Source organism: Brevibacterium otitidis (assembly GCF_042429315.1).
Classification (GTDB): Bacteria; Actinomycetota; Actinomycetes; order Actinomycetales; family Brevibacteriaceae; genus Brevibacterium; species Brevibacterium otitidis.
This window is the reverse complement of record NZ_JBHMAU010000113.1, coordinates 1-6,032: the sequence shown is the minus strand read 5'-3', so window position 1 is coordinate 6,032 and position 6,032 is coordinate 1. Positions and strand designations below refer to the sequence as shown.

Below are 6,032 nucleotides of genomic sequence, written 5' to 3'. Positions count from 1 at the left end.
CCACGAACTGGAAACAAGCCCTGGCCCAGCTCGCTGTGGCCTTCCCCGACCGCATGGAACCCTACCTGTGAAAACCGCCCCATACACACTCAAGTTGACAAGCCCGGCTTCGTCGAGTTCTTTCTTCCCGCCTTTCTCCCGCACGAACGGGTCTGCTGAAGGTTTGGTTGACTCCGGGGTTTAGGCCGCCAGGGCGACGGCCTTGTGGTGAACCAGTTCGTATTCAACCGGGGTCAGTTTACCCAAACGCCGTTGTCTACGCTTCCGATGATAGGTCCGTTCGATCCAGTGCACGATCGCCGTGCGCAACTGCGCCCGCGACACCCATCGGTACCGGTCGAGGACGTTCTTTTGCAACACAGCGAAGAACGATTCCATCGCCGCATTGTCCCCAGCCGCCCCGACCCGACCCATTGACCCCACCAGACCGAGACGCTTCAAGGCGTGTTGGAACTTCCGCGACCTGAACTGCGACCCGCGGTCCGAGTGCACCACACAACCGGCCGCGGCGCGTGGCCCGCCGCGACGGGCCACAGCGTCCTCGATCGCAGCGACGGCCAGGCGGGACTTCATCCGTGCGTCGATGGCGTAGCCGACGATCTTGTTGCTGAACACGTCCTTGACCGCGCACATGTAGAGCTTGCCCTCACCGGTGTGATGCTCCGTTATATCGGTCAACCACAGCTCGTTGATCGAACTCGCGGTGAAGTCGCGCTTGACGAGGTCATCACAGACCGGCGGGCCGGGCTTCTTGCCGTGTTTCCGGGGTCTTTTGATCGTGTGAGAGAACAACTGCTCCTGGGAGCACAGTCGCCACACACGACGCTCTGAGGCCCTGTGACCGGACGCTGCGAGTTCATCGGCGATGAACCGGTGCCCGAACTCAGGATCATCGGCGTGGACGCGGTAGGCGGCATTGAGCAGGTGCGCCTCCTCCCAGTCCCGGGCTGAGACCGGATTCGCACACCATTTGTAGAACCCCTGCGTGGTAAAGCCGAGCACCCGCGCACGTCACTGCCACCGGCACGCCGGTGGCAGCAAGATCACGGTACCTGCGGGTACATCATTGTGGGTGAGCGCCACCGAGCTTCAAGTTCGCCTGCGAGAGATGCGCTGCCGCCTCACGCAGGATCTTATTCTCTCGTTCCAGCTCGCGGATGCGTTTGAGCGCTGCCGCCTGGGCGCGTGACTCCTCGGGATCACGCGCGGGCTCGAGGCCGTGCTCACGCAAGCGAGCATCGCGCACCCAGGCCTGCAGGGCAGATTTCGAGATCCCGAGGTCAGCACAGACCTGCCTCTGGGACATTCCGTCGCCCACGAGCTCGAGCGCTGACTGCTTGAACTCATCGGTATAGATCTTGGGCATGACCTCTCACCTTCCTGGAATCTATCCAGTCGTGAAGTCAACCAAACCATCAGCAGTCCCGGGAGCGTGCGAGGACGTCGAATCCGAACTAGCAACGGCCTTCTACCCGTTCGTCGTGCTGCTCGGCCAGAACGGCACCGACGAGGCGGATAATGCTGGCTCGGTCGGGGAAGATCCCGACCCGCCCGAGCTGAGCAGTGGATGGATCGCTCGGCGAGGCGAATGAGGATATGGGTGCTGGCACGGAGTCGCCAGCGCAGGTACGTGAATGCCGTGGCGAAGGACAGAAGCACCAGAGCGATCAACACCGCGTTGCCGACGATGTGGCGCAGGTTGTTGACCTCGGAGCCCGGCAGCGCGGAGACGACGCTGAATCAGGAACCTGGCAATCCACAGAGTCTTGAGAACCAAGTACGGCATTCCTGCGAGCACTGCGGCGACAACGAGCAGGCCGGCGCTGGGCCCGAAGATTCTCCCCAGCCGACAGCTGGTCAGGTCAACAGGTCAAAGAGCCCAGGAACTCCAGCAGCAGCTGGTTGAACGCGTCAGGCTGCTCCATCGGCGGGTAGTGTGCAGTGCTGGCGATCACCTTGCTCCGCCCCTTCTGCACGGAGGAGGCCAGGCGCATGCCCATCTCCCGGTGATCGGAAGCGTCAAGTTCGCCGAGCATAGCAAGCACCGGCACCGCGATCTCCCCGAGGCGCTCCCAGGATCCCACCACATGCTCCGGCTGCACCGCCTCCGGACGAGCGTGGGCGAGCACAGTCTCATGTGCCATTCGGCGGATACGGCTCACGACTTCCGGATCCACCTCGTCGAGCCCGCGGTGCGGGCCGGCAGCGAAGAGCAGGAAGGCATCGAGCCAGCCTTCGATGTCGTTGTTCTCCTGCGCGTGCTGCCAGGTCTCGAAAATCCGCAGGACGAAGGGGTCCGTAAAGGCCGGCTCAGTCGTGCCGGAGCCAACGGCGACAACAGCCCGGACCAGATCCGGGTGCTCCAGTGCTGTGTCGACGGCAGAAGCGCCTCCCATCGACAGGCCGACCAGCACGGCAGGCCCGTCATCGAGGTGCCGCACGATCGCCGCGACATCGTCGCACTGCCTGAAGGACGTGGTCGGCAACGTGGACTGGCCGTGGCCGCGAGCGTCGAATGCTGCCACGCGGTACCCCGCCCGAGTCAGCACGGGGATCTGTTCCTCCCACATCCGACTGTCGAGTGCTCCGCCGTGCAGCAGCACGACAGGGGTGCCCGTTCCGAAGTCCCGGATGTGGAGTTCTCCGTCCGGCACGCGGAGCTGATAGTCAGAGCCTTCGGTAGCGATCATCGGGTTCCTATCTTGTTGTTCGGCGAAATAGCGTTGTTCGGCGGTGGAGACGCCGTCCTCAGCAGCGTGTCGGCGGAGTCAAAATCGGCAGCGAGCTCACCTGAGGACATGGCTTCCGGGACTAGATCTCCTCCCGGGTGGGAGGCACGCTGAGGCCAGCCACCGCCAGGGCCAGCCTCATCGACTTCACACTCTGATCGATACGACTGTATCGTAGTATTGTGGGCGCACTCAAGGCTAAGCCAGCAGCCCCCAGACCGAGGTTGGATCTCGGCGGGTAAAGCCCTGCAGGGTCGCCTGCTTACGCCACAGCAATCCACGCCAACTCGGCTATGCCGCGACCATTCACCGCACGAGAAAGACAGGATGCCCATCTGATGCATGGAGAGTCTCAACCGACCTTGCGTCGGCCGCACCGCGCCGAGGCCGCTGCCCGTCCTCGACTGCCGTGGATTGACACGGTCCGGGTGGCAGTGACCGTCCTGGTCATCGCGCACCACTGCGCGGTCACCTACGGGAACATCCCCGTCTGGTTCTACAACGAGCCCCCGCAGGATCCGTCGGCCTATGCGCTAGACGCGCTGGTTGTGCTGAACCAGACCTGGTTCATGGGTTTATTCTTCCTGATCTCGGGCTATTTCGTTCCTGTGTCGGTCGACCGACACGGACCGCGCACATTCACCCGGGATCGGCTCATCCGTCTTGGTCTCCCGCTGTTCGGCTTTGTGTTGATCGTGCGCCCACATGCGAACTTCCACTCCTGGCTACTCGACCCGGACCGACCGTCCTACGCTCTGCACTACCTGCGCACCATCGATGCGGGACCGGCCTGGTTCCTCGAAGTGCTGCTGGTGCTCTCGTTGATCTACGCCATCTACCGCGCCGCACGCGGAACCCCTTGTCCTGCCCGGGACGCCGCGTCCGAACTTCGACCCGGAGTCGCCGTCGGCCTGCTCCTCGCACTCATGGCCGTCATGGCTGCAACCGGGGCGGCCTGGCGGCTCATCGTTCCCGACGGCACTCATTGGCCGGTCGTAGGCCTGCCGACGCCGTCCTTTCTTCCGCAGTACGCGTTGATGTTTGCCGCTGGCGTGCTCGCGTCCCGGCATCGATGGCTGGAACATGTGCCCACCTCAGTCGCCGCGATGAGCGCGGTCCTGTCTGCGCTCCCGCTTGCAGTGCTCGCGCCTGGGATGATGTCGCCGGATCCTCGTGTCTCTGCCGTCGCGGCAGGAGTCCTCACGGCCGCACTCGGCGCTGGGCTCAGCGTGGTAGTGCTGGTGATATTCAGACGACTCGCGCCGGGCACCGGACCGATCCAGAGGTTCTTGTCGGCGAACGCGTTCACCGTCTACGTCATTCATCCCGCGATCCTGGTCGGCCTTGCGCTGATGCTCCGGGAAGTCACGGCTCCGGCGATCGCGGAGTTCGGCGTTCTGTTCCTCCTGGCAGTACCAGCCTGCTGGCTGCTCGCCGCCGTGCGCACGATCCCGGGAGTAAAGAAGATCATGTGACAGGCTTCGCGGCTCCTCAATGCCCGGCGTCCTTCGCGACAGGGTCGCGAGGGTCGGCAGTGGCCGACCGCTGACACAGCGCCTGGCGGCCGGCCGTTCCAATCGCCAAGACCGTACAGCGCTGTTGTCAACCCCGTTACCGTCATGCGCCTGCTTGAGGTCGGTGGACATCGCGCATACACCTCGATACACTTGTATCGCATTGGTGAAAGATGGGAGATGGGCTGTGGCGCGAGGGCGCGGACGCGATCACGATGCGGTCAGGCAGGCGATAGTCGACGCAGCGGGCACGGCAGTCGAGCAGGGGGGCGTCGAGTCGCTGACGTTCCGGCGGGTCGCCGCTACCGCGGGCGTGTCCCCGGGAAGGGTCCAGCACTACTTCACCGACCGCGCCAGCCTAGTGCAGGCGTGCTTCGATACTGTGCAGGATAGGGCGCGTTCTCGTGTAGAGGCGACGCTCGCGGCAGTCGAGCCGAGCCCTGCGGAGGTGGTCACGGCGATTCTCCGCACGATGATCCCGCGTAGTCCCGAGGACTTCAGAGACCTCCGTGTGGTCACGATGTTTGAGGCCTTGGCGCTCACCGAGCCGGCGCTGGGGCGGGCCCTGCTGGAGGGTCACGCAGAGCTGCGCAGGCTGCTGATCGATCAGGTAGCGCTCGTCTTACGCGGGCCCGGTTCCGAGCTGGAAGCAGCCGGCGCCACGTCCCCGGAGACGCTCTCTGATGGATTGCTCGCGACGGCCGGAGGGCTCGCGGTTGAAGTCCTGCACGGCCATCTCGGGTCTGAAGAGGCCAACCGGGCCCTAGACGCGGCGCTGGCCTGCGGGCTCGGCAAGAACACGGCGAACGGCACGGAGGCTGACCTTGACACATGACCCCGCGGTACTGCGGCCGCTACGGCGAGCCGAGGGGCTGGTGCGGGGCCGGTTCGAGGCCGAGCACAACGGGTCGACCTACGTCGTCGACGCTCACTATCTCGACCTGGACGAGCGCATCCGCCTCTACCAGGACGGGCGACTGGTCGACACCGCTCGCCGACGTGCCACGTTCCACATCGGCGGTGGCGCGCGGATCGAGGCCGCGGTCGCTCAGGTCGGCATGAAATACGTCCGACTACGACAGGGCCAAGCCGGCGACACGGTGCAGCTTTCGCCGGCCGACGGAACGGCTGAGGCATGGCGGGCGCGGATCGGTCACGCTCACCCCACCACGAGCCGGGTCGTCGGCTGGATCTCGCTCGTCGTACTACTGGCCGTGCTCGGGATCGAGCTTCCCCAGCTGGTCAACCTCGCCGGGAATCTGACGCCGCTCATCGGACTGCCGTCGTTCGAGGTCCCGGCACTGACGTTATCGGGCTGGGCGAACCTGGCGCTCATCTTCCTGGCCGGAGCCGCCGGGCTCGAACGCAGTCTGAGCATGAAGTACAACCCCTTGCTCGACGACTGATCGGCTCGATGGGTCGGAACACTCATTCACGGCGCTTCAAAGACGATGATAACGGCGGCGTGGACTCTGCTCTCGATGCAGAGGGCGTCAGCAACGTCGAGACAGTGCTCGCTCTGCAGATCAGAGCCGACCGCCGCGCCTGCTCCACTTCGGCCTCGGCTTTTAGACGAGCGGCACGCACCTCAGGCGGCTCCTACTCGCCGCGGGCAATCTTGATATGCACCGACGCCAGCCACGTGCGCGTCTGTCTTAGCCTTGATCCACCGATGTAAGTAGCAGGATCGAGCCGCGTGTGGAATGGAAATGCCCCTCCTGAACTGGGAAAATGGTGATGTTATAAGTCAACATTCCCGGCCAAGAAAGGGGCACCTCTCAGGTGCTAT

Annotated in this window: 4 protein-coding genes and 2 pseudogenes; 3 read left to right on the top strand and 3 right to left on the bottom strand. The window is 64.4% G+C overall.

What is annotated here, in order from left to right; genetic code table 11:
• Nucleotides 1-180: 180 nt before the first annotated feature.
• The 3 genes and pseudogenes from ACFFN1_RS13905 to ACFFN1_RS13895 form a co-directional block, all read right to left on the bottom strand.
• A pseudogene (locus ACFFN1_RS13905) lies at nt 181-1,366 on the bottom strand (IS3 family transposase).
• A gap of 91 nt (nt 1,367-1,457) precedes the next feature.
• A pseudogene (locus ACFFN1_RS13900) lies at nt 1,458-1,547 on the bottom strand (transposase); the annotation flags it as partial.
• Between the two features lie 315 nt (nt 1,548-1,862).
• A complete protein-coding gene (locus ACFFN1_RS13895; protein ID WP_376841436.1) occupies nt 1,863-2,690 on the bottom strand; it encodes an alpha/beta fold hydrolase in 828 nt (275 codons plus the stop codon).
• A gap of 332 nt (nt 2,691-3,022) precedes the next feature.
• Between ACFFN1_RS13895 and ACFFN1_RS13890 the strand changes: the two genes are divergently transcribed.
• The 3 genes from ACFFN1_RS13890 (at nt 3,023) to ACFFN1_RS13880 (ending at nt 5,649) form a co-directional block, all read left to right on the top strand.
• Complete coding sequence (locus ACFFN1_RS13890) at nt 3,023-4,204, top strand: acyltransferase family protein (RefSeq protein WP_376841434.1); 1,182 nt, start codon at nt 3,023-3,025, stop codon at nt 4,202-4,204.
• A 163-nt stretch (nt 4,205-4,367) separates the two neighbouring features.
• Entirely contained in the window at nt 4,368-5,078 is a 711-nt protein-coding gene (locus tag ACFFN1_RS13885; RefSeq protein ID WP_376841433.1) for a TetR/AcrR family transcriptional regulator, read from the top strand.
• Complete coding sequence (locus ACFFN1_RS13880) at nt 5,068-5,649, top strand: hypothetical protein (RefSeq protein WP_376841432.1); 582 nt, start codon at nt 5,068-5,070, stop codon at nt 5,647-5,649. Before ACFFN1_RS13885 ends, ACFFN1_RS13880 begins: the two co-directional genes overlap by 11 nt.
• The last annotated feature ends 383 nt before the right edge of the window (nt 5,650-6,032 follow it).